The 23,114-nt window shown below is 27.3% G+C and carries 16 protein-coding genes, 1 rRNA gene and 1 pseudogene; 10 read left to right on the top strand and 8 right to left on the bottom strand.

Features of this window, described 5'->3' with window-relative positions:
- Positions 1–1,044: 1,044 nt before the first annotated feature.
- Together ACQ3F0_RS25750 and ACQ3F0_RS25745 are read right to left on the bottom strand one after the other, a co-directional pair.
- Positions 1,045–1,275 carry a glutaredoxin domain-containing protein gene (locus ACQ3F0_RS25750; protein WP_428868686.1) on the bottom strand — a complete coding sequence of 77 codons (231 nt, stop codon included), beginning with the start codon at positions 1,273–1,275 and terminating at the stop codon, positions 1,045–1,047.
- A gap of 27 nt (positions 1,276–1,302) precedes the next feature.
- A pseudogene (locus ACQ3F0_RS25745) lies at positions 1,303–1,413 on the bottom strand (FAD-binding protein); the annotation flags it as partial.
- Between the two features lie 228 nt (positions 1,414–1,641).
- Here ACQ3F0_RS25745 and ACQ3F0_RS25740 point away from each other — a divergent pair.
- Positions 1,642–3,570: an MBL fold metallo-hydrolase gene (locus tag ACQ3F0_RS25740; protein ID WP_428868685.1), complete on the top strand. Its 1,929-nt coding sequence runs from the start codon at positions 1,642–1,644 to the stop codon at positions 3,568–3,570.
- A 117-nt stretch (positions 3,571–3,687) separates the two neighbouring features.
- On the opposite strand, the gene ACQ3F0_RS25735 is transcribed toward ACQ3F0_RS25740, so the two are convergent.
- Positions 3,688–4,167 (bottom strand): UPF0158 family protein, encoded by a 480-nt coding sequence (locus ACQ3F0_RS25735; protein WP_428868684.1) that lies wholly within the window; start codon positions 4,165–4,167, stop codon positions 3,688–3,690.
- Between the two features lie 219 nt (positions 4,168–4,386).
- Between ACQ3F0_RS25735 and rluF the strand changes: the two genes are divergently transcribed.
- Together rluF and ACQ3F0_RS25725 are read left to right on the top strand one after the other, a co-directional pair.
- Entirely contained in the window at positions 4,387–5,160 is a 774-nt protein-coding gene (rluF, locus tag ACQ3F0_RS25730) for a 23S rRNA pseudouridine(2604) synthase RluF (RefSeq protein ID WP_428868683.1), read from the top strand.
- A 225-nt stretch (positions 5,161–5,385) separates the two neighbouring features.
- The gene (locus tag ACQ3F0_RS25725) at positions 5,386–6,147 is read left to right on the top strand and encodes a class I SAM-dependent methyltransferase (RefSeq protein ID WP_428868682.1); all 762 of its coding nucleotides are present in this window, start codon (positions 5,386–5,388) and stop codon (positions 6,145–6,147) included.
- Between the two features lie 11 nt (positions 6,148–6,158).
- On the opposite strand, the gene ACQ3F0_RS25720 is transcribed toward ACQ3F0_RS25725, so the two are convergent.
- The gene (locus ACQ3F0_RS25720; protein WP_428868681.1) at positions 6,159–7,424 is read right to left on the bottom strand and encodes a PocR ligand-binding domain-containing protein; all 1,266 of its coding nucleotides are present in this window, start codon (positions 7,422–7,424) and stop codon (positions 6,159–6,161) included.
- Between the two features lie 387 nt (positions 7,425–7,811).
- Between ACQ3F0_RS25720 and ACQ3F0_RS25715 the strand changes: the two genes are divergently transcribed.
- Together ACQ3F0_RS25715 and ACQ3F0_RS25710 are read left to right on the top strand one after the other, a co-directional pair.
- The gene (locus ACQ3F0_RS25715) at positions 7,812–8,849 is read left to right on the top strand and encodes a uroporphyrinogen decarboxylase family protein (protein ID WP_428868680.1); all 1,038 of its coding nucleotides are present in this window, start codon (positions 7,812–7,814) and stop codon (positions 8,847–8,849) included.
- 219 nt (positions 8,850–9,068) lie between these two features.
- On the top strand, positions 9,069–9,278 hold the full coding sequence (locus ACQ3F0_RS25710) for a hypothetical protein (protein WP_428868679.1): 210 nt from the start codon (positions 9,069–9,071) through the stop codon (positions 9,276–9,278).
- A gap of 52 nt (positions 9,279–9,330) precedes the next feature.
- Here ACQ3F0_RS25710 and ACQ3F0_RS25705 read toward each other — a convergent pair whose 3' ends face one another.
- Entirely contained in the window at positions 9,331–10,242 is a 912-nt protein-coding gene (locus tag ACQ3F0_RS25705; protein ID WP_428868678.1) for a selenium metabolism-associated LysR family transcriptional regulator, read from the bottom strand.
- A gap of 432 nt (positions 10,243–10,674) precedes the next feature.
- On the opposite strand from ACQ3F0_RS25705, the gene ACQ3F0_RS25700 reads away from it, so the two are divergent.
- The 3 genes from ACQ3F0_RS25700 to ACQ3F0_RS25690 all read left to right on the top strand — a co-directional run bounded on the left by ACQ3F0_RS25700 (position 10,675) and on the right by ACQ3F0_RS25690 (position 19,033).
- Positions 10,675–16,437: an AAA family ATPase gene (locus ACQ3F0_RS25700; protein WP_428868677.1), complete on the top strand. Its 5,763-nt coding sequence runs from the start codon at positions 10,675–10,677 to the stop codon at positions 16,435–16,437.
- Between the two features lie 244 nt (positions 16,438–16,681).
- Positions 16,682–17,464: a DUF1189 domain-containing protein gene (locus tag ACQ3F0_RS25695; RefSeq protein ID WP_428868676.1), complete on the top strand. Its 783-nt coding sequence runs from the start codon at positions 16,682–16,684 to the stop codon at positions 17,462–17,464.
- 261 nt (positions 17,465–17,725) lie between these two features.
- Positions 17,726–19,033, top strand: coding sequence for an APC family permease (locus ACQ3F0_RS25690; protein WP_428868675.1), 1,308 nt, complete (start codon positions 17,726–17,728; stop codon positions 19,031–19,033).
- Positions 19,034–19,117: 84 nt separating this feature from the next.
- Here ACQ3F0_RS25690 and ACQ3F0_RS25685 read toward each other — a convergent pair whose 3' ends face one another.
- A complete protein-coding gene (locus ACQ3F0_RS25685) occupies positions 19,118–20,296 on the bottom strand; it encodes a pyridoxal phosphate-dependent aminotransferase (protein WP_428868674.1) in 1,179 nt (392 codons plus the stop codon).
- Between the two features lie 285 nt (positions 20,297–20,581).
- On the opposite strand from ACQ3F0_RS25685, the gene ACQ3F0_RS25680 reads away from it, so the two are divergent.
- The gene (locus tag ACQ3F0_RS25680; protein WP_428868673.1) at positions 20,582–21,052 is read left to right on the top strand and encodes a YdeI/OmpD-associated family protein; all 471 of its coding nucleotides are present in this window, start codon (positions 20,582–20,584) and stop codon (positions 21,050–21,052) included.
- Between the two features lie 170 nt (positions 21,053–21,222).
- Here ACQ3F0_RS25680 and ACQ3F0_RS25675 read toward each other — a convergent pair whose 3' ends face one another.
- Both ACQ3F0_RS25675 and ACQ3F0_RS25670 read right to left on the bottom strand, forming a co-directional pair.
- Complete coding sequence (locus tag ACQ3F0_RS25675; protein ID WP_428868672.1) at positions 21,223–21,525, bottom strand: AzlD domain-containing protein; 303 nt, start codon at positions 21,523–21,525, stop codon at positions 21,223–21,225.
- Between the two features lie 2 nt (positions 21,526–21,527).
- Positions 21,528–22,277, bottom strand: coding sequence for an AzlC family ABC transporter permease (locus tag ACQ3F0_RS25670; RefSeq protein WP_487250451.1), 750 nt, complete (start codon positions 22,275–22,277; stop codon positions 21,528–21,530).
- A 621-nt stretch (positions 22,278–22,898) separates the two neighbouring features.
- On the opposite strand from ACQ3F0_RS25670, the gene ACQ3F0_RS25665 reads away from it, so the two are divergent.
- Positions 22,899–23,114: ribosomal RNA gene (locus tag ACQ3F0_RS25665) — 16S ribosomal RNA — on the top strand; the annotation flags it as partial.

Genomic DNA, 23,114 nt, shown 5'->3' with positions numbered 1-23,114 from the left:
AGGAATTTAACGTCAATAACTCTATTCAAAATAATTTAGTTTCACTAGTTAGGGTTTACACTAAAAAATATGAATATTCGTATATGTTTTTATACTTTTATAATACGAGGAATTTATAAATTTTTTCGGGAATTTCATACTTGTCAAATGCAGTTATATCAATACATTGTAGCATTGTGTAAAATATTTACACTGATTTATAAATTCCATCCATCAGTGGTGAGAAGAAGCATATATAGCGTAAAAGTCGTCGTAACAAACTTTAGAAATTCTTATTTATTTTTGTAATATATGCGTTAAGAAAAATTATTGTTTGAGCATGCGAGTTATAATTTTTTAGCAGATATTTAAGAAAATAAATTAGAATGTCTTAGTGAAGTGGAGTGACTTTCTAGCTATATATGCATTTGTTCAACTATATAAATCAAAAAACAATATTTATTATAATAATATAAAAAACTAAAAAAATTAATACATTATGTAAATTATGTTATGTTTTGTTGTATAGTTTTATTGTTATTGTCGAAAGTATCGGTACACTCGATATACTTTAAGGTTATAATTAAAATATAGCAGAGAAGTAAAATATTCATAAAAATAGGAGGTATTATTGCGAAATTACATAAAGAATAATTTTTAAATAAAAATCTTTTTAGAAAAATTTTACTTAAATATATATGAAATTTTGTTTAAGGAAGCAGATAAAAGAGAAGAAATTATATATTTTAAGTTATTTTAAATAAAATTTAAAAAAATTCCAAGATTAAAAGAAATATTGAAAAATAACACGAACTCATGTTCTTGAAATGCGAAACTTATAGAGTTATAATGTAAGAAATTGAGTGAACTAGTATAAAGTTAATATGTGGAGGTATAGATGACTATAAAAGAGATAAAAAAAGAATTGGAAGAATTGCAATTTGATATATTGACGAATAGAGATAAAAAAATAATAATAAATAAACTACTAGATAAAAAAGTAAAAAAATAGATTTTAGCTTATGAAGTAATTATAAATGTGTAAAACCAAGAAAAATCTTGGTTCTACACATTTACCAGTTCCTCATCAATTTTCGCTTTATCAAATCCTATAATTATTTTTCCATTAATATTTAATACGGGAACACCTCTTTGACCTGAAAGTTCTATCATTTCAGTTGCTCCTTTAGAATCCTTTGTAACATCTACATTTTCGAATTCTACACCTTTTGTATTTAAATATTTTTTAACCTTAGTACACCATGGACATGTTGGTGTAGTATAAACTTTAATCATAATAATACCTCCTCTTATTAACTATTCTTCTATAGTCAAGGTATTTAATTTTGCTCTAGCTGCATAAATTGAAGCAGTTAATCCAGCTGGACCGGCTCCTATAATTAATAAATCAATTAATTTTATTTCTTTATTCATAAAAACACTACTTTCTTTTTTATTTTAGTATTTCCTTATATTTATATAATATTATATTTTTAGTAATTTGTAAAGTGTATTTGTTAATAGTAATTATTAAATGAATTCATATCAATATATGTTAACAATAAGTAAAAATTATGGCATATCACGATAAAAGTTTTAAATATGGTATAATAAAACAGTCAGATAAGCTCAAATTAAGAACGATAAGAGAGGAAGAGAATAATGAACAAAACTAAAAAGCTATTTTTAAATGTATTTATATTGCTAGTTATTTTGTTAGGTACATTATTACCGACAACGCAGGTACAAGCAGAGGTAAATGGCTGGGTTTCAAATGGACAAGATTGGAATTACTACATCAGTAATCAAATAGTTCATAACAATTGGATTAAAGATTCATCAGAAAGATGGTATTACATGAACGATATGGGTACTATGTCAACTAGATGGGCTCAAGATGGTTCAACTTGGTATTATCTTGGTGTGGATGGAGTAAGACAATCAAACAAATGGATCCTAAGTGGAAAAACATGGTATTATCTAGGTTCTAGTGGAGCTATGGCAGCCGATGGGTGGGCTCAAGATTCTAGAAGTAAAAAATGGTATTATTTTGATGAAAACGGTGCAATGTTAAGTAATAGATGGATAGGAAACTATTATTTAGGACCAGATGGAGCAAGAACAATAGTTACTGATAATTGTGTCAAAGTACATTATCTTAATGCTGGACAAGCAAATTCAATACTAATTCAACAAAATGAATATAATATGCTAATTAATGGTGGAAATAGTGATGATAGTGAGTTAATAATTAATTACCTTAAACAAAAAGGAATTACTTCACTAGATTATGTCGTAGCTACACACACAGATGAGAATCATATAGGTGGACTTGATGTTATTATAGATACTTTTGATGTTAGCAAAGTTATTTTGTCTAAAGAGACTACTAGTAGCAATGCGTATAATGACGTTATTAATTCCATTTATAATAAAAACTTAAATATTACTGTTCCAAAAGTAGGAGATACTTATTCATTAGGAAATGCTGAATGGACAATATTAGAATCTAATAATAATGATGGATTGAAGAATTCTTCTATTACAATAAAGGTAAAATATGGAAACAAGAATTTTGTTTTTGATGGAGATACTGAAAATGTATTAGATAATCAAGGTGTAGATAATTCGAAATATAAACTTATTTCTAATAATAAAGAAGGATATCCAACTCAAAGTATGTTAGATAACTTAGAACCTAATGGTATAGGAGTATATAAAACTAATGAATATGGAACAGCTATAGCTACAGTTGATGGAATTAATATTAACTTTAATGCTAAATTATGGGATAATTCAAAGGTTGAAGTAATCAACGAAAATTTAGAAAAAGAGCTAGTTGCTATAAAAAATAATACTAGTATAGATATAAATATGTCAGGATGCAAGCTTATAAGTGGAGAAGGTAATGAAATTTATACTTTTGAAAATTATGTGCTAAGAGCTAATGATATTCTATATGTGACCGTTGATAAAAAGGCAAAGATGAATGGAAATGTTATTGAGAAAGAAGATGAAGGAAACTTTAGATTTAAAACACCAATAGTGGGCGATTCAGAATGTAGTGCGTTAGAACTTGAAAAGTATTTACTTTCAAAAAATCCTAATCCAAACTTTAATGTTCCAGTTAGTTACTTTTGTAAATTATGGATTACAGAAGGAGATTTAGAAAATATAAAAGGAGATATTGCATTTTGTCAAGCTCTTCATGAAACTGGATTCTTTAAATTTGGTGGACAAGTTCTTCCAGAGCAAAATAACTTTGGGGGGATTGGTGCTACAAACAGTTCAGGTATTGGTAAAGGAGCTTGGTTTGAGTCAGTGCAAATAGGAATTCGTGCAAGTATTCAGCATTTGAAAGCTTATTCATCAATAGAACCTTTAGATAAAGAGTGTGTTGATCCTAGATATAGTCTAGTTAGAAAAGGATGTGCACCAAATTTTGAAGATTTAGCTGGTAAGTGGGCATGGCCTGGTTACAACAAAGTAAAATATAGTTCACTTGAAAAAGCTTTAGAAGCGTATGATAGTTATGGTCATTCAATATTAAAGAAGTATGAAGAATTAAAAAAAGTTAATGTAAAAGAGTAAATTTAGATTAATAAGAATAACATACTAGTATCATGAAAATATAATTAGTATATTAAAAGAAGACTATTTTTGTATGAGTAGTCTTCTTTTGTGTATTATTACTTTTGGTAAGAATTCCTAAAGGGTTTGTATACCCAATTCTTTTAGCCATTTCTTTGCAAATTTTTCTCCTTGTTTTTCTTCATAGTCATACCATTCGTCTAATAATTCAGCATTGTAGCTTAGAGTATTTTTAAAACTTCTCATTGGATTTTTTTCATTTAAGCAATTAGATAATTTGCTTGCAAGGTGAGGATCATTTATTTTTCTAGCTATGAATTCTTCTATATCAATATTTGAGCATATGATATCTACAGCAGGTATAAAAATATAACGATGTTCTTTATCATTAGTTATAGCATAACCGTCTGAAAGTAAATCTTGTTTCCAATCAGGCAATGATTCTTGAGGTAAAATTCCTTTAACTACCTTATCAATATCCTCAGGGATATTGATTATATCTCCAGTTACCGTATCTAAATATTCTTTACATAAACCTTCATTATTAAATAAAAGAGATTGTAAAAGTAATTCTAAATCAACTTTTAACTTTTTCATTTATATCAGCTACCTTTCTCTATTTGACAGTGTATAGTTAATTGTGAATTATATGTTCACTATTAACATTATTTTAGAGTATTATTAATATATTATTACAACAAATTAAGACATAAATCAAGTCTAATGAGTATTATTACTTTAAATATGTTTTTATTTCTGATATTCTATATAGTGATTATCAATAAAATTGAATTGATTAACAAAGGAAGGTTTAATATGAAAAATAGTAATAAGGATGAAAATTTATTAGAGGATATACAAGGAACAAGATTGAATAAATATATAAGTGGAACAGGAATATGTTCTAGAAGAGAAGCAGATAGACTTATTGAAAATGGTAAAGTTACTATTAACGGAGTAGTTGCTGAAAAAGGAACAAAAGTTATGCCTGATGATAGTGTGAAAATAGATGGCAAACCTGTAAAATCTAAAGAGAAAAGTGTTTATATAGCTTTTAATAAACCTGTGGGGATTACATGTACTACTGAACATAAAGTAAAGGACAATATAATAGATTTTATTGATTATCCAAAGAGAATTTTTCCGATCGGACGTTTGGATAAGGCTTCACAAGGACTTATATTTTTAACAAATGATGGTGATATAGTAAATAAAATTTTACGTGCAGGAAACAATCATCAAAAGGAATACGTGGTTACAGTTGATAAACCTATAAACAACGAATTTATAAAAAAAATGGGAAATGGAATTCCAATTCTAAATACAATTACTCAAAAATGTTATGTGAAAAAGAATGATGAGTTTACATTTACCATAATTTTAACTCAAGGCTTAAATAGGCAGATAAGAAGAATGTGTAAATACTTAGGTTATAATGTTAAGAAACTTAATAGAGTAAGAATAATGAATGTATCATTAAAAGGATTGCCTATGGGAAAATGGCGTTATTTAACTGAAAAAGAATTTAAGGAAATTAATAGTTTGATAGCAAATTCTATTAATACTAAAGAAGCTTCTTATTTAAAGTAATAAATTTTATTTACCGAATTAGAGCATATTTTTTACAATTTAAAAATATAAGTAGGATAATGTAATTATTTATGAAAGTAGGTGAACTTATGATGAGAATAAAGCGAATTAACTACTTGGTGCAGTTAATATAATCTGATGGTAGATTGTATCAAGATAAAGGAATTGCTATCAGTTAACTGCACTACTTTTCTTACAAATAATAATTTGAAAAGGAGAACAGTTATGAATTTATATAAATTAAAAGAATTATGGAAAAAGGATGAACAAAAAAGCTTTCAAGGATGGAATTTTTCCTATTTAGACAAGAGGTTTGAGGAGGAAGAATTACCTTGGAATTATAAGGCTATATTGAAAAAATACTTAAAGCATGATTATCAGTTACTTGATATGGGGACAGGTGGGGGAGAATTTTTGTTGTCTTTAAATCATCCTTATGAAAAGACTTCTATTACAGAGGCTTGGGAGCCTAATGTTAAATTATGTGAGAAAAAACTAGCACCATTAGGTATTTGTGTACGTCAAGTGAATGAAGATTCAAGGCTACCCTTTAAAGACGATGCTTTTGACATGATTATTAATAGACATGAATCTTATGATATAAAAGAAATTAAAAGAATTTTAAAATCTGACGGTATATTTATTACACAACAAGTAGGTGGGAAGAATAATGAATTTCTCTCTAAAAAATTAATTAAAGATTTTGTACCCAAATATTCGCATCTTAAATTAAATTATGCTTTAGAAGAGTTTGAAGAAAATTCATTTGAGACCTTATATAGGAATGAATTTTTTCCTTATTTAAGATTCTATGATGTTGGAGCAATTGTATATTTTGCTAAAGTTATTGAATGGGAATTTCCTGGGTTTTCTGTTGATGATTGTTTTGATAAATTGTGCAGGATACATGAAGAGTTAAAAGAAAACCCATATATTGAAAGCTATGAACATAGATATATTGTTGTTGCAAAAAATTTAAAAAAGTAAACGGATAAAGATTACCCAAAAGAATTGTTTCTATATTCTTTTGGGGTTTTTCCAGTTAGTTTCTTAAATACACGAGAGTAATAACTTTGATCATCAAAGCCTACGATAATTGCAATGTCCAATATTGTATAATTTAAATCAGATAGTAATGCTTTACTATTTTCTATACGCACTTTATTTAAATAATTTGTAAAGCTCATGCCTAATTCTTTTTTAAACATTGTTGAAAAATATGAAGAATTTAAATGAACATAACTAGAAACTTTATCCAAAGATATGTTATTCATATAATTCTTATTTATATAGTTAATAGCTTTTTTTATAGTTTGAGAATTTTTAGAATCGTTTAATGTTAAAACGTTCTCTGTAAATTCATTTAATGCTTTAGTTGTCCAATATGAAATATCCTGTAGATTTTTTGTTTCTCTTAATTTAATTATTATATCATTATTTATTTTTGTAATTCTATCTCTATCAGCACCGCCATCAACCACAGCTCTGGATAATAAAGCAATTAATTCAATGATGTGTGTTTGAATGTCTTCCATGTTACCACCAGATGCAAAAAATATATAGCCCAATAACTCATTTAAAGATTTCTTAGCACCTAACTCATCTTTATTTTTTACTCTCAAGATTAATTCTTTCTCAATATCATATGGATATTTATTTCCTAAGTTTTTATCTTTAATGCTTTGAATACTTTCATTAATTTTAGACTGCTGTTTTAATCTTTCTTTCCTTTCGTATAGGATGTTCTTATCATTGGAAATCAAATTTATAGTTAAAAGAAAAAGAAGTTTACTTAAATATGTAACTTTAGAAGGTTCTACTACAGGAATTGTATCAACATAACTTTTTATTGTATTTTTTTCATAGATATTTAAATCGAATTTTTTCATTATATTATCAATTAGTAGCTTATCAGGGTATTGCAATAAAATTGGCCCTACAATAATTGCACCTTTAAATGATTGGTTTTCAATTAAAGGTGCAGAAAAATAAACAAAACCTGATGGGCAAGTAAAAATATAGGTTTCTCCTAATTGAATAGCTTGTTTACTTGCACGTAAATGAGTTTGTGTACAACAGTTTTTACCTTCAGCTTTACTTTCTATAAATTTACAAAGATTACTTTCCTTTGGGTATGAGAAAATTTTATTTCCATATGAGTCAATTAGAAAAAGTGGCAATTCTATTGAATTTGAATATATCTCAATCATTTCTTTTATTATATTTATATCGGGAAATTGCTTGATGCTACTAGTATTTTCCAAATTACTCACCTCGGTTTTATAAATTGGTTAAACCTAAATAATCATAAATTATTATTAAAATGTAACATAATATTATCATACAACTACAAATAATTATTAATTTTTTTTGATTATACAAAAAAAATTAATAATTATATAAAAAAATTAAAAAAAAATTTGCTTTGATTCTGAAAATTATTAAAATATATATTTTTATTAAAAAATAATAGTTATAACTAAATAAAATACAATTAAAATAAAAATTATTGATAAAAAAGATTCAAAATTAATCTTGAGTTATCTATAATATTTAAAATAAAGTTTACGCATTTTCCTTTATCATTGTATTAAAGGTAAGGGAAAACAAATCCCTTCAAGTTAAGACAATTAAATTGGGAGGTAATATATATGAATTCATTTGAAAGAGTATTAACAGCACTTCAACATAAAACACCCGACAGGATACCAGTTTATCCGTTAATTAATAGTGTATCAAGACATGTTTTGGGAATTAATTATGAAGAATGGACAAAAAACACTGATTTATGTGCAGAGGCTATTTTAAAAACTACTGATGAGTTAGATCTTGATTGTATATGTTCTTTAGTAGACTTATCTGTAGAAGCTGCAGACTGGGGACAAGAACTAATTTATTTTGAGAACGAAGCGGCATGTCCTGATCATAATAATAGATTAGTTAAATGCGTTGAAGACTTTAAAAATATTAAAAAAATAAACCCTAGAGAAACTCCAAGAATGAGCGAACACATAAAATTATGTAAAAAGCTTGTAGATGCAAAAAAGAATGAAGTTCCTGTTGTTGGATTTGTATTTGGACCATTAGGAATTGCTAGTATGTTAAGAGGACAAGCTGAAATATTTATGGATATATTTGATGAACCAGAATTAGTAAAAGAAGCAGTTGAAGAAATAACTCAAACTTTAGAAGAGTATGTAACTGCATTAATAGATACAGGTGTTGATGCTATAATGTTTGATACTTTATTTGCATCTCAAACAATTATGAGTAAGGATATGTGGGATGAATTTGAAGGTCCTTATATAGAAAGACTTGCTAAACTAGTACATGATAAAGGTGTTGCTGTAATGATTCATAACTGTGGAGGAGGAGTATATTTTGATGTTCAAATAGCTAGAATGCAACCAGAAGCTATATCTTTCTTACATATACCAGATGATTGTACATCTCTTGAAAATTTGAAAGAAAAATATGGTAGCAAGACTACTTTAATTGGATGTGTAAGCCCAGGATGGATTGCTAGTGCAACAATTGAAGAAGTTGAAGAAGAGTGTAGAAAAGAAATTGAAGTTTTAGGAAAAGGTGGTGGCTTCATTTTAGCAACAGGATGCGAATACCCTGCATTTTTAGATTTTGAAAAAGCTAAAGCCATGGTTAGAGTTGCAAAGGAATATAAGAATTATTAAATTTTATAAAATAGATTTTTATTAAACCCCAAAGTAGAAGTTAGTAGCAAGTAGCTATTAACTTTTGCTGTTTTTTGGCAGAGATTATAAATATTTTGAAAGTAGAATCAGAACTAATTGTTAAGTACTCTGTTAGATACTTTTGCTTTCTAAAAGGAATAAATAGATTTTATTTGGAAAAAATATAAATATAGTTACTATGCTTTAGGAGGAAAATATATGGTATATAAAAGTCCAAAATCATTAGAAGAAGAAGTTCAGGAAAATATCATACAAGGAGAAATGAATTGTGGGTTTAAAAATAGTTATGCTGAAAAAGTAGATAGACATGCTTATTTGAACAATAAAGAAAATGATGAAAAAATAAAACATATGTTTGATTCTTATCAACAGAAATATATTTTTAATGGTGATGAAAAACAAGAATAGTATAAAAAAGATTTAAACTTAAGTTGATAAATCTGTTGAGAAGAGATCATTATCAACAGATTTTTTTATTAATATTATTAAGTACAAAGTCTTTGAAAGTATTATTAAGAGGGGATAAGAATCTTTTTTTATGACATATGAAATAAAAATTTCTTTCTAGAACAAGATCGGAAACCTCTACAGGAATAATACTGCCAGTTTCAATTTCTTCTTTTATTGCTAATTCTGAAATAAAGCTTGAACCAATATTTAGTTTAATCATTTTTTTTATAGCTTCATTACTTGAAACCTCACTTATAATATTTAATTTCTTTGCAGCAAAACCTATTTCTTTAAGATTCTTTTCTATTAGATAACGAGATCCTGATCCTTCTTCCCGTAAAATAAGTGGAAGAGTACTAAGCTTTTGTAAGTCAATAGTATCATAAGGAGAAAAAATATCTTTAAATGATGGAGGAAGTGCTAAAACTAAACGATCCTCTATTAATTTAGTATATTCAATATTTTCGTAGTTGTATCTAGCGCCTATAATACCAAAATTTATAAAACCTTCTTTAAGCAGATTATGCACTTTTTTTGAATCGGTTTGTTTTATTCTAAAACTTACTCCGGGATAATGTGAGTTAAAGTCTTTCACAAAATATGGAAGAATATATTGGGCTGGTATGCTACTTGAATTAATTTCTATAGTACCCTCAATTTTTGATTTATATGAATTTAAATGATGAATAGCTGTGTCCTTGAGATTGACCATTTCTTGCGCGTAATTAAAAAAAATAAAACCAGCGTCAGTAAGTGTTATTTCGCGACCATTTCTATCGAATAAAACAATACCCAATTCTTCTTCAAGTCTTTGAATATGATTAGTTACAGTAGGTTGAGTTAAAAACATTTTTTTTGATGCTTTAGAAAAACTTTTTAAATTAACTATTTCAATAAATGTAATTAATTGTTTAAAATCCATTTTCATACTCCTCTTTTATCTATCCATAGAATGGTTTAATTATATAGTTAATATTACAGAATTATTTTACATAAAGTCAAGTAATATATTTACGCGAAGATAAGGTTTCTCTTAATCATAAAATAAAGAGGAGACTTTGATAATTATAATTGTTGATTATATACCTGGAATATAGATGTTGCTTATTAATAATATAGTTCAGAAACTAGGTTTTATATTTAAGTGACTTTATGAAATTTGAATTTGATAGAAAAAGAAAACATATTAAGGAAAAGAAATTATGAAATTATATTTTTTAAAGCATATCTAGATTTATCAAAAGATTGTTTGAAAATACATAATATAGTATAATGTGAAATATATTCTCAAAAAATAGAGAAATTATTAGATCTGATTTGATTTTCTTTCAATAGTATTGTTAGGGGGATAAGTATGTTATTTCTTAAAGGATATTTAATTAAAGATAAGGTATTTGAAAATAATAATGAGATAATTTATAAAGGCGAAGAAATTTATAAGAATAAGCATGTGATAATTAAATTCCTTAAAGTAAAAACATTTTCTGATCAAGAGAAAAACCAGATCAAGAGAAAATATGAAATATCTAAAAAACTAGATTTTCCTGGAGTAATTAAAGTATATAAAATGATAAACGATGGAATAAGAATTGCAGTTGTAATGGAGGACTTTAATGGAATTACTTTACAAGAGTTTATAGATTTATATGATTTGGATTTGAAAGAGAAACTAAGGGTTTTTATCAAAATAGCTAATATTATAGATCAAATACATAAGTTGAATATCGTTTATAAAGATATAAATCCTAATAATATATTTATTAATGTTAAAACAAAAGAAATAAAATTTATGAATTTCGGAATAGCAAGTGAAATGAAAAGTGGTATATCATTTCTTATGAAAACGAATGAAATTGAAGGTTCACTGAAATATATTTCTCCAGAGCAAACAGGAAGGACAAACTTCCAAGTAGGATACTCTTCAGATTTATATTCATTAGGAGTAATACTTTATCAAATGTGTACTAAAACAGATCCATTTGAGTATAGCAATTCAATGGAGATTATACATGCTCATATTGCAAGGAAACCTGTTTCGCCGAAGGATTTAAACAAGGACATTCCTTTAGTGATTTCAGATATTATTATGAAACTATTATTAAAAGTACCTGTAGAAAGATATCAAAATGCTTCTGGATTAATTGCAGATTTAAAGGAATGTTTATATCAATTACAGAACACAAAAAAAATTAACTATTTTGCGATTGGTAAAAAAGATATTAATAGAATACTTCAGATTCCAGAAAAAATATATGGTAGAGACAAAGAATTAGACAGGTTATCCAGTATTTTTGAAAAAGTACAAAATAATAAAAAGCAATTATTAGTTATAACTGGGCAAGCAGGAATAGGTAAAACATATTTAGTTCATAAATTTTGTAGTGATATTTCTGAAAATGGATGCTATTATACTTGGGGAAAATTTGATCAATATCAAAACATACCTTACAGCGCTTTGGTACAAGCTTTCAAAGGGTTAATAAAACAATTACTAATGGAGCCAAATGAAAAACTTAAAATATGGAAAGAAAAGTTAGATAATGCTCTATGTGTAAATGGGCAAGTGATTATAGATGTTATACCAGAATTAGAATTAATAATTGGAAAGCAACCGGAAGTTTATAAGTTAGATCCAGAACAAACGTTGAATAGATTCAACCAAACATTCAAGAAGTTTCTAGGAGTTTTTACTCATTTGGAAAATCCGTTAATTATATTCATCGATGATATACAATGGGCTGATTCAGCTTCTATGGATTTGTTGTTAGCTATGTTAGAGGATAAGAATAATAATAGATTATTTTTAATTTTAGCTTCACGTTTCCAAGAACAATACTATAAACTTAAAAATAAATGGGATGAATACTATAATACTCAAATTGTGAATTTTAATAAAATTAGTTTAAAAGTTTTTAATAATAAAGAAATTATAGAAATTATTTTAAATATATTAGATTGTTCAGAGCCTACTGCTAGAAAAATTGCAGATTTAGTTATAAAGAAGACAGATGGTAGTTCATTTTTCGTGTTGCAATTTTTACAAGAACTATATAATAAGGGCTTAATAAAATATGATTCAAATTGTTTACAATGGAAATGTAACTTTGAAGACTTAAAAAATACTGAGTTATCTGATAATCTTATGGAATTAATGGTTCATAGATTTAATCACCTCTCTAATAATACAATAGAAATGCTAAAGGTAGCTTCATGCATAGGAAACACCTTTAGTATTACTTCCCTTGTTCAAGTAATCCATAGTATAGAAGAAATGAATTTCGCAAATTTAAATGAAGTTATAAATAAAGGGTTAAGTGAAGCAAAAGAGCAAGAGTTTATTGTTCCACTCAATAATAAAAATAAAATGGATAATAACTATAAATTTGTACACGATAAAATTCAACAAGCAGCTTATAATTTGTTGGATAATAAAACAAAAACCAATATACATGAAAAAATTGGAGAATATTATACTGAGATTTATAGTGAAGAAGAATTACGTGAAAAAGTTTTTATAGTAGTTGAACAATTAAATAAAACTGCAGATCTTATAATATCAGAAAGTAATAGAGTAGAGAGGATAAGACTTAATTTATGGGCAGCAGAAAAGGCAAAGATATCTGTTGCATATGAATCTGCAATTATATATTTGAAAGCAGGTATGTTTCTAACTGAGGAGCGAGATTGGAATGATAATCATAGTTTAATTTTTGATTTATTTAAAGAACGAATAGAGATAGAGTTTTTACTTGGAAATTTTATCTTCTCTCAACACCTTATAGAAAAGACTCTAAAGCATACAAAGATTTACATTGAAAGAGCAAAGATATATTGTTTGTTATTAGTTCTATATACAATGCAAGGTAAATACCAAAAAGCAATAGAAGTTGGAAATACTGCATTAAAAATTTTAGGAGTTGATTATGCTCAAAAAGATTTGGATAATCTAATCAATGTAGATATAAAAAAACTAGAAGAGATTTTTAAGAATAAGAGAGAGTTATTTTTTGAAAATCTTTTTCCAATGAAGAATGAAGAAAAAATTATTGCTATGGATATACTTTCAAAATTGATTACAACAACATATTTATTTGATAATAAATTGTGGAAATTAACAGTAATTACAGCTGTAAAACTTTCATTGGAATATGGATATACTTCGGGCACAGCTTATGCTTATGCTGGATTTGGAAATGTTCTTGTTTCTCATGGGGAATACAGCCTAGCAAATGAATTTGGTCAATTAGCATTAGAATTAAATGCAAAATTAAATAATGGTTCGCAAAAATGTAGAGTTTGTGAGGTAGTATCAGGTCATTTAAATCATTGGAAGAATCATATAAATAATGCTTTTAAAATTAGTGATATTGGATATCAAGCAGGAATAGAATGTGGAGAACTTCAGTTTGCTGCATATGTTAAAATGCTTACAGAAGTTTTAAATCGATTTGCTAGTGGTGAAAATTTAATATCTATCCAGAGTAATTTAGATGAATATTTGGAATTTTGCGAAGTAACTCAAAATAAATTGATGGTAGACTTTTTGATTAGTGCGAAAAATACTATAGAAAATTTGAATGGAATGAAGAAGAAGAATTTGTATAAGAATGTTAGGTTTGAGGAGGAAAGATTTATAAAAAGATGTTATAAAAATAATAGTTTATTAAGTATATGTTATTATAGGATATTTAAGCAACAAGAGAAATTTATTTTTGGTGCATACAAAGAAGGGGTTACTTATAGCGAAAAAGCTGAAGAATATCTAAAATATATAGCAAATACAATAATGATTTCAGAGCATAATTGGTATTATTCTCTATGTTTATTAGCTTGCTGTAAAGAAGCAAGTAAATTAGATAAGAAAAAATACATGAAAAAAGTTTTACATAACCAAGAGAAAATGATGATATGGTCAGAACATTGCCAAGATAATTTTTTGCATAAGTATTTATTGGTAGAGGCAGAAATAGAATGTATTGATGGTAATTATGAAAAAGCTGAAAGATTGTACGAAGAGGCAATTAATTATGCTAAAAAAAATAGATTTGTTCAAGATGAAGGCATTTGTAATGAATTAACTGCTGAGTTTTATTTTCGAATGGGAAAAGATAAAATTGCATCTTTATTTTTAAAAGAAGCTCGAAGTCTTTATGAGATATGGGGAGCTAGACGAAAAGTTTGTCATATGGAAAATAAATATCCTGAAATTTTCAATAGACTTTACAATAATAAAATTTACTATGAACAAAGGAATATATATCAAGTGGACATTGAAACAATTATGAATATTTCACAGAGCATTTCTGGAGAAATTGAATTAGATAATTTGATAAAACGTCTTTTGAAAATTTTATTAGAGAATGCTGGAGCAGAAAAAGGAATATTTTTAATGAAGTCAGATGACAAAATGACAATTCAAGGATATATAGATTTGAATAAGACTTCAATTATGCAAAATATACTAGTAAATCAGTATAGTGAAATACCACAAAGTATTATTGATTATGTTATAAGAACGAAAGAAAATATTGTAATTAATAACGCTTATAAAGAGGGGCTATTTACTCATGATAATTATATTGTAAAAAATAAGATAAAGTCAATTTTTTGTATTCCAATAATTTATTTAAATAATTTAAAAGGAATAGTATATTTAGAAAATAACATTACTGTTGGAGCATTTACTGATGAATACATTGAAATGATATCGATGCTTTCTTCTCAAATAGCTATTTCTATTGAGAATGCTTTAATGTTTGAAAAATTAATATCAGTTAATACTGAACTTGAAAAGAAAGTTGAAAATAGAACAGAAAAAATTAAGAAGACTATAAGAAAACTACAATGTGAGATAAAAGAGAGAAAAAAAGCAGAATTAACATTACAAGAAAGTGAAGAAAGATATAGGTTTTTAGTTGAATTGATGCCAGATATGTTGTACATAAGGGATGGAAATAAGCTATTATTTTCTAATAAAGCAGGAGCAAAAATTTTAGGATATGATAATCCAAGAGAAATGTTTGGAAAACAAATTACAGAGCTATTTAAACCTCACCCTGATTATTCTGAAAAATTGAAACAAAACTTTAAGTTAATAGAAAATAAAAAAGAATTATCTTTACTTGAAGAAAAACTAATAAGAAGAAAAGATAATAAATTAATATACTTAGAAACGTCTTCAAGAAATTTTAAACATAAAGGGAAGCATGTAACGTTACTTGTAGCAAGAGATATTGCGGAACGTAAAAGGCTAGAAGAATTACGAAAAAAAGCTGAAAAAAGTGAAAAATTATTAAATGAAGCTTTAGAATATGATAAATTAAAAACAGAGTTTTTTGCAAATATGTCCCATGAATTTAAAACACCTTTAAATGTATTATTAGGAGCTATTCAAATGATGCAACTAATGATAACTGAAAAATCATTAGAGAGTAATTATGAAAAAGTTGAAAAATATTCTAAAATAATGAAACAAAACTGTTTTAGGCTAATTAGATTGGTGAATAATATTATTGATATTTCAAAAATAGATTCAGGGTATTTCAATTATAGTCCTAGATATCATAATATTGTAAGTGTTGTGGAAGATATAACTTTATCTGTAGCGGAATATATCGAAAACCATGGTATTAAACTAATTTTTGATACTGAAGTAGAAGAACAAATTGTATTTGGAGACCCTGATAAAATAGAAAGAATCGTTCTCAATTTACTTTCAAATGCTGTAAAATTCACTGAATTTGGAGGTAATATTCTCGTAAATATATATAGTAGAGAAAATAGTATAATTATTTCAATTAAAGATACGGGAATTGGCATACCAAAAGAAAAACAAAAACTCATTTTTAAAAGATTTATGCAAATAGATAAGTCATTATCTAGAAACAAAGAAGGAAGTGGTATTGGATTAAGTCTTGTAGAAGGTATAGTTCAATTACATGGAGGAAATATTACTCTAAATTCAGAAAGTGGAAAAGGAAGTGAGTTTTTAATTCAGCTCCCTGTGGTAGATGAGGGAGTAATAAAAGAAGAGAACTTAGTTCCAAAGAAGAATTTGGATAAAGATAATGAAAATATTGAAAGAATACATGTTGAGTTTTCAGATATTTACTTTTGAAAAATAAAGTATTGGTGAGTCTATAAAAGAATAATGAAGAATAGATTTACAGTATTAAATTTTACAAAAAGTATACATTATAGAAATCTATACATGATATAATATGAATTGCTATATAATTATCATAGAAATAGCTTTTATGATTATTAATTTATACATATATAGATTTCTTTATAGAACTGAAAACTGTATATAAGTGTAAATTAAGTTTTTATAAGGTGGCTATATATTAGGAGGTCTTATAATGAAGTTTTTTATTGATTTTAAAAATAGTTTTTACAATTTTTCAGAATACAGGAAAATGATAAAGAAAAGTTATGGCAAAAGTTTTCTTTATGCAGTTTTACTTTCCTTAATTTTGTCTTTAGTTATTACTATTAAAACAGGTATTGTAATAAATGATGTTACAAGAGAAGCTACTAATTTTTATAATTCAGAAGTACCTTATTTTGAAATTCATGACGGGAAATTAGATGTAGATACTGAACTTCCTTACTTCATTGATGATGGAAATGGAGTAGTTTATATTGATACAAGGGAAGGCGCTGATCAAAGCATTGAATCTAAGTATGATGAAGGACTTTTTATATTTAGAGACAAGATGATTCAAAAGCAATTTTTTAAAACACAAACTATTGAGTTTTCTCAATTCGGAACTGTTGATTTTACAAAAGATGATGTAGATAAAATTTATCCTATGATTAGTAAATTTAAAATTGCTGCAAACATACTTGTGTATATTGGTTATTTTATTTACTCAATATTATCATTTTTAGTATTATCATTAATCTATGGCTTGGTTGGATTGATTATAAAAGCTATAATGAAATCAAATCTTACTTTTACTGAACTTGCCAATGCTTCAATTTATGCATTAACAGTTCCTAAAATTATTAAAATAATACTCTCAATTGCTGAAGTTGACGTTCCTCATTATTGGATAGTAACCTTGATAATTACTGTTGTATACTTAGTTATGGTTGTAAAACAGAAAGATGATGAAGCATTATTAATTGAAAAATATTAAACTGACGTGTATATGTCGGTTTGTTGAAAAGACCTTGTGAAAAAGCAGGGTCTTATTTTTAGTTGTACAAAATTTAAATGTGATAAATAATATTTTGTATTTATCGAACATAGTAACATATATTTGGTAAAATACCCACGAAAATAATCGTAAAGAATTTAGAATATATGCTATATTTTCTTTCGCTATTAGTGTAAAATAAATCGATAAAAATATTAATAGACAGTATAAAACAAAAGAAAAAAATTGGTGGAGGTAAAAATGACAAAGAAAAATTTAAAAAAAACTGTTACATTTATCGAAGCAATATCGTTAGTAATTGGAATGATTATAGGGTCAGGCATATTTTTGAAAATTGGTATAGTGTTACAAAACGCTGGTTCATCAGGAATGGCACTACTTGCATGGATTACAGGGGGAATTATAACTATAGCGTCAGCTTTAACTATTGCTGAAATAGCGGCTGCAATTCCTAAAACAGGAGGTTTATATATATATTTAGAGGAGTTATATGGCTCTGTTTGGGGATTTTTACTAGGATGGGTGCAGACGGTGATTTCATATCCAGCATCCGGGGCGGCACTAGCAATTGCATTTGCAAGTTTTTCTTCTTTTTTTATACCAATGAATGATATTCAGTTAAAAGTATTTGCTGCAATAACTCTTATATTTGTAATTACTATTAATATTATAGCGACTAAATTTGGAGGGGCTATCCAAACAATATCAACTATCGCAAAGTTGATTCCAATAGCTACAATTATAATTTTTGGACTTATAAAAGGAGAAGTGCGTGATTTTTCATTTATACAATCATTTTCCGTTCAAGGGCAAGGATTTGGAGTGGCTATATTAGGTACTTTATGGGCATATGATGGATGGATAGGTGTCACTAATATGGCAGGGGAACTTAAAAACCCTAAAAAGGATTTACATAGATCTATTATAATAGGAGTTAGTTCTGTAATAGTTGTATATGCACTGTTTAACTTTGCTATAATGAAATTAATACCAATAGATACAATTGCAAATTCAAAACAGCCTGCAGTGGATGCAGCTACCGCACTTTTTGGAAGTAAAGGTGGAGCTTTTATAGCAGCTGGTATTATGATTTCAGTATTTGGTACTTTAAATGGGTATTTAATGACTGGTGCTAGAGTTCCTTTTGCTATGGCAAAGAGAAAACAATTACCTTTATGGAGAACCATAGGTAAAGCACATTCCAAATTTGAAACTCCTGGTAATGCGCTAATACTCCAATGTATTTTGGCGTTAATTTATATTTTTACAGGAAGTTTTAATACTTTAACTGATTTATTGGTATTTGTATTATGGATATTCTTTGTAATGGGAGTGGCTGGTATTTTTGTTCTAAGAAAAAGAATACCTTCAGAGAAAAGGCCTTATAAAGTACCTCTTTTCCCTCTAATTCCTTTGGTGGGTATTTTAGGTGGTGTTTATATACTGATAAGTACAATTATAAGTTCACCTATAAACTCAATAATTGGAATTGGAATAACTATATTAGGATTGCCAGTATATTATTTTTTGATGAAAAAAGAAAGATGAAGTTTATAAAGTTAAAAGTATGACAGACATAATAAAACAGCAGAAATTGATCTGCTGTTTTATTTTTACTACATTATTTAATATTTATGGGGTTAAATTACGAGTATAATGAATACTTTTTAAATTCTTCAATCTTTTAAGTGCTTCTTTTAAAGTTTCCTCTTGTTTGGCAAAATGAAATCTTATGTAATTATTAATATTTTCTTTGAAAAAACTTGAACCAGGAACTGCTGCTACACCGACTTCTTTAGCTAACCATTCACAAAATTTATAATCATCTTTTTCACCGAATTCAGAAATATCTACTAAAACATAATATGCTCCTTCAGGTTCATAATATTTTAATCCTATTTCATTTAATCCATCTAAGAATAGCTGCTTTTTTCTTTCATAAGTATTTTGTGAATCTTCATAGTATTCGTCTTTAAATTTTAGTCCTGCAACAGCAGCCTTCTGTAATGGAGCAGCTGCCCCTACTGTTAAATAGTCATGTACTTTCTTACAATTATCAATGATATTTTTAGGAGCAATAATATATCCTAATCTCCAACCAGTAATAGAATATGTTTTAGATAGAGAACTACAAGATAAAGTTCTTTCAAACATTCCAGGTAGAGATGCAAGATAAGTATGTTTGTGTGGTTTGTATACTATATGTTCATAAACTTCATCAGTAATAACAAAGGTGTCATACTTTTTTGAAAGTTCTGCAATGTATTGAAGTTCTTCCGCTTTAAATACTTTGCCTATAGGATTTGAAGGATTACATAATATCAATGCTTTTGGTTTTTGTTCAAAAGCTTTTTTCAATGTTTCTCTGTCGAAAGTAAATGTTGGAGGAACTAAAGGTACAAATATAGGTTCTGCACCAGTTAAAATGGTATCAGCAGTGTAGTTTTCATAGAATGGTGAAAACACAATTACTTTATCTCCAGGATTACAAACAGACATCATGGCAACCATCATGGCTTCAGTACTACCACAAGTTACTACTATATTTTCCTCTGGATTTATATTAATACCCATAAAATTTCTTTGTTTTTCAGCCAAAGTTTTTCTGAATTCTTTTGAACCCCATGTTATTTCATATTGATGGGGACCTTCTATTGCAACATTTTGTAATGTGTCTATTAATTTCTGTGGTGGATCAAAATCTGGAAAACCTTGAGATAAGTTTATAGCATCGTACTCATTAGCAATTCTAGTCATCTTTCTAATTATAGATTCCGTAAATGAATCTAGTCGATTACTTAATTTTGGCAAGCAAAAATCTCCTCTCAAATGAGCTATTTTATAAATTACATGTATAGTATTAATATAAGAATAATTTTAATTCTTTTTCTTTATTTGTCAAATGTTTTATATATGGAAGACTTTTAATATATTAAGGTATAAAAGTATTAGATTCCAAAAGATGGTGCTTAAAATTGATATATTTGTGGTAAAATAATACTTACAGTATGAAAATTTAAAAAGATGAATATGAATACAAAAGGTTCTATAAAAGTGAAAGAAAGGTATAGAATAATCAATAAAAGGAGCTCAGTTATGAATAATAAATTTGAATTCAAGGCAGAAATAATTAGTGCTGAAAAAGTTGATGGAGCCTATGTGAAATTTCCTTATGACGTTAAGGAAGTGTTCGGAAGTAAAGGGATAATAAAGGTGATTGCCACTTTTGAAGGATATGAATACAGAGGAATACTTGTTAAAATGAGTTCGGATTGTCATATTATTGGTATAACAAAGGCCATAAGAAAGATTATAGGAAAAGAACCAGGAGATGAAATTCAGGTTACTATTCAAAAAGATTTGGATAGTAGATTGAAAGAAATTCCACAAAATTTACTTTGTGTTTTAGGCGAGAATAAGGAGGCTAAAAAGTTCTTTGAAACTTTAACCGAAAGTCAAAAAAATAAATTCATCACTTTCATTACATCAGCCAAAAAAGAAGTAACAGTAAAATCTAGACTAGAAAAGGTCGAAAAAATGCTGATTAGTAAAGAAAAAATGAAGTAATTAGTTAGGAAAAGTATTTTCATTAGTGATTAAATATATAAAAGGATAAGTATAAAAATATTGAACAGCAGATACACATCGGCTGTTCAATATTTTTGTAAACACAGTTAAGAATTAGCACTAATACAGATTATCTAAGATAACTTTTTAAATAATAGTGCTATTTCATTTTATAGAAAGTTTTGAGAAACATAAACGGCAAGTATTGCACCTGTAGCTACCTTCATCAAGCCTTTATTAAAATATGCTAAAATCAAAGCTACTACCATTCCAACAGCTGCTGGCAGCATACTTCCAGTTGAATATAAAATACTTGGAAAAATCATAGCACCAAGTACAGCATAAGGCATATAAAATAGCAATGATTTTAAGAATTTAGATTCTAATTCTTTTTTAAAAAGTAAAATAGGCAAAGCTCTTGGAAGGTATGTTACGAGAACCATTATAAGAACTGCCAATATTTGTTTTGACATAATTATGCTTCCTCCCTTGGAAAATAGAAAGCACCCAAACAAGATGCTATTAAGGTTGCTATAATAATTCTGAATCCACTAGATATATTTGAGAATATTGGTACCCAGGTTAATAAACTACTTACTAAAACAGCACCTAATGTAACAATTAGTATTGGTTTAGATTTTCTTGACTCAGGAATTACTAATGCTATAAACATTGCATATAAAGCTATACCCATAGCATTTTCAAGATTTTGTGGTAAAAATGAACATGATACAGCACCTAGAGTTGTGCCTATTATCCATCCTAAATAGGGTCCAGTTTCTATACCCATCATAAATGGAAAAGAAATTGTTTTTTCTTCTAATGCAGCAATAGTAAATGTTTCATCTGTAATTCCGAATGCTATGATGCTACGTAAGCTCAAAGGCATCTTAAAAGAAATTTTTTGCGAAAGCGATAAAGACATTAACATATAACGAATATTAATAACTAATGTAGTTAAAGCAATCTCTAACAAAGAACCACCATTAATAATTAAAGCTGTTCCAGCAAATTGGCCAGCTGACGTAAAATTAGATAAAGATATAAAGATAGCTAGTCCTAGTGGAAGACCGCCATTCACTGCCATCAAACCAAAGGTAAATGAAACTGGTATATAACCTATAAAAATAGGAATACCTTTTTTAAATCCTTCATAAAAATCATAAACTGCATTTTTATCATTTATTTGAAATGAATTTTTTTCAACAATTCTTTTATTCTCCAAGTTAATCACCTCTGTATAAAACTAAATATATAGTAAATTTATATTTTAAAAACACTTAATAATATAACTAATTTCCCTTTATTTTGCAACCTTTTAAAGGTAATCAAATAAGTGATACTAAAGATTTATTACTTTATCAATATATAGGTTGAGTTTTTGCGAGATATACACAATGTATATCTTTAATAATGAAGTTATATTGAAACTAGTGAAAGGTGGATTATTTATAGTAACTGTAGAAGAAGTGATTATAAGTGATAAATTAATAGTCAAAAACGGAAGCTACTTACCCAGGAGTATCAGTATATGAAAAAAAAAGAAATAGGAAGTATCGTGAAGGAAAATCAAAATAATTTGCGATAACAATGTATTATGTGAAAGAATAGATTTTATTAATTTGATAAGATATTCCTTGTCGTCGAGAGACACAAGCAAATTTGATCTTTGAAAATTAAACAGAGAATGATAATAAATGCCAGTCAATGAATTTAAGTAATGAGTTATGAGAATCTAGTATGAAACTTTATTTGTACTTGTATCAAAATCTCGATGCTTTAACGAGTTTTGGACACGTATAAATAATTAGTTGAATTAGATACTCGCAACGGAGATTGAACTTTTCAAATTGAGAGTTTGATCCTGGCTCAGGACGAACGCTGGCGGCGTGCTTAACACATGCAAGTCGAGCGATGAAGCTTCCTTCGGGAAGCGGATTAGCGGCAGACGGGTGAGTAACACGTGGGCAACCTACCTCGAAGTGGGGGATAGCCTCTCGAAAGGGAGATTAATACCGCATAATATGTCTTTTGCGCATGTAAGAGATATTAAAGATTTATT

The organism is Clostridium sediminicola, assembly GCF_050402865.1.
Taxonomy (GTDB): Bacteria; Bacillota; Clostridia; order Clostridiales; family Clostridiaceae; genus Clostridium_AF; species Clostridium_AF sediminicola.
This window is presented reverse-complemented; position numbering and strand designations above follow the sequence as displayed.

Coding starts and splice junctions, on each gene's coding strand:
- ACQ3F0_RS25750 (WP_428868686.1), bottom strand. CDS start 1,275: ATGATTAAAGTTTATACTACACCAACATGTCCATGGTGTACTAAGGTT.
- ACQ3F0_RS25740 (WP_428868685.1), top strand. CDS start 1,642: ATGAACAAAACTAAAAAGCTATTTTTAAATGTATTTATATTGCTAGTT.
- ACQ3F0_RS25735 (WP_428868684.1), bottom strand. CDS start 4,167: ATGAAAAAGTTAAAAGTTGATTTAGAATTACTTTTACAATCTCTTTTA.
- rluF (WP_428868683.1), top strand. CDS start 4,387: ATGAAAAATAGTAATAAGGATGAAAATTTATTAGAGGATATACAAGGA.
- ACQ3F0_RS25725 (WP_428868682.1), top strand. CDS start 5,386: ATGAATTTATATAAATTAAAAGAATTATGGAAAAAGGATGAACAAAAA.
- ACQ3F0_RS25715 (WP_428868680.1), top strand. CDS start 7,812: ATGAATTCATTTGAAAGAGTATTAACAGCACTTCAACATAAAACACCC.
- ACQ3F0_RS25710 (WP_428868679.1), top strand. CDS start 9,069: ATGGTATATAAAAGTCCAAAATCATTAGAAGAAGAAGTTCAGGAAAAT.
- ACQ3F0_RS25705 (WP_428868678.1), bottom strand. CDS start 10,242: ATGGATTTTAAACAATTAATTACATTTATTGAAATAGTTAATTTAAAA.
- ACQ3F0_RS25700 (WP_428868677.1), top strand. CDS start 10,675: ATGTTATTTCTTAAAGGATATTTAATTAAAGATAAGGTATTTGAAAAT.
- ACQ3F0_RS25695 (WP_428868676.1), top strand. CDS start 16,682: ATGAAGTTTTTTATTGATTTTAAAAATAGTTTTTACAATTTTTCAGAA.
- ACQ3F0_RS25690 (WP_428868675.1), top strand. CDS start 17,726: ATGACAAAGAAAAATTTAAAAAAAACTGTTACATTTATCGAAGCAATA.
- ACQ3F0_RS25680 (WP_428868673.1), top strand. CDS start 20,582: ATGAATAATAAATTTGAATTCAAGGCAGAAATAATTAGTGCTGAAAAA.
- ACQ3F0_RS25675 (WP_428868672.1), bottom strand. CDS start 21,525: ATGTCAAAACAAATATTGGCAGTTCTTATAATGGTTCTCGTAACATAC.